The following is a 609-nucleotide window of genomic DNA, read 5'->3' on the forward strand; positions in this document are numbered from 1 at the left end:
CTCCGGCGCTATCGCGCCGCGAGGCCGGCGGCGGCGAGGGCCGGCGCGAGCGTGTTGGCGGCGGTCGCGCGGTCTTCCAACGCGAGGCGGCGGAACACCTTCTCGGCGATGCCGGGCAGGCCTCCAGCGGCCTTCACGACGAAGCCCGGCACCTGGTCGGACGCCCGCTGCACCGCCGCGGCGATGACGGCCGAGCCGACCGGCACGGTGAGCACCTGCCCCTTGGCGGCGCCGGCCACCGCGTTGAGCGCGTAGTCGGTGACCCGGCGGACCATGCCCTCCACGACGGACTTCGACAGGACGTAGCCGAGCAGCGGCGCGAACCGGGCGATCAGCCCGGTCGCCAGGGCGACGAGGAGCGGCGTCAGCACCGCCTGCGCCGTCGTGGCGAAGCCGACGATCCAGTCGCCCCAGGGCAGCACGACGGCGCCCCCCGCCGCGGCGAGGGCGGGCGGGGCCGCGAGGCCGATCGAGAGGGCACCGGCGAGCGCCGGCGCCGCGGAGAAGCGGGACATGGTCGAATCCTTCGGCTGGGGTTGCGCGGCTGGACCCGGCCGGCACGGGATCTGGGATCGGGCGCGGCGGATCAGGCCCGGGCCTTCGCCGGCG

At 77.0% G+C, this 609-nt stretch carries 1 protein-coding gene; it reads right to left on the minus strand.

Annotated elements, in window-relative coordinates; all coding sequences use genetic code 11:
• Positions 1–8: 8 nt before the first annotated feature.
• Positions 9–515: a hypothetical protein gene (locus FV230_RS29075; RefSeq protein WP_147844812.1), complete on the minus strand. Its 507-nt coding sequence runs from the start codon at positions 513–515 to the stop codon at positions 9–11.
• Positions 516–609 lie beyond the last annotated feature (94 nt).

Origin of the sequence: Methylobacterium sp. WL6 (assembly GCF_008040095.1) — a bacterium.
Classification (GTDB): domain Bacteria; phylum Pseudomonadota; class Alphaproteobacteria; order Rhizobiales; family Beijerinckiaceae; genus Methylobacterium.

Excerpts from the sequence above, each read along its gene's own strand:
- FV230_RS29075 (WP_147844812.1), bottom strand. The coding sequence starts at position 515 with ATGTCCCGCTTCTCCGCGGCGCCGGCGCTCGCCGGTGCCCTCTCGATC.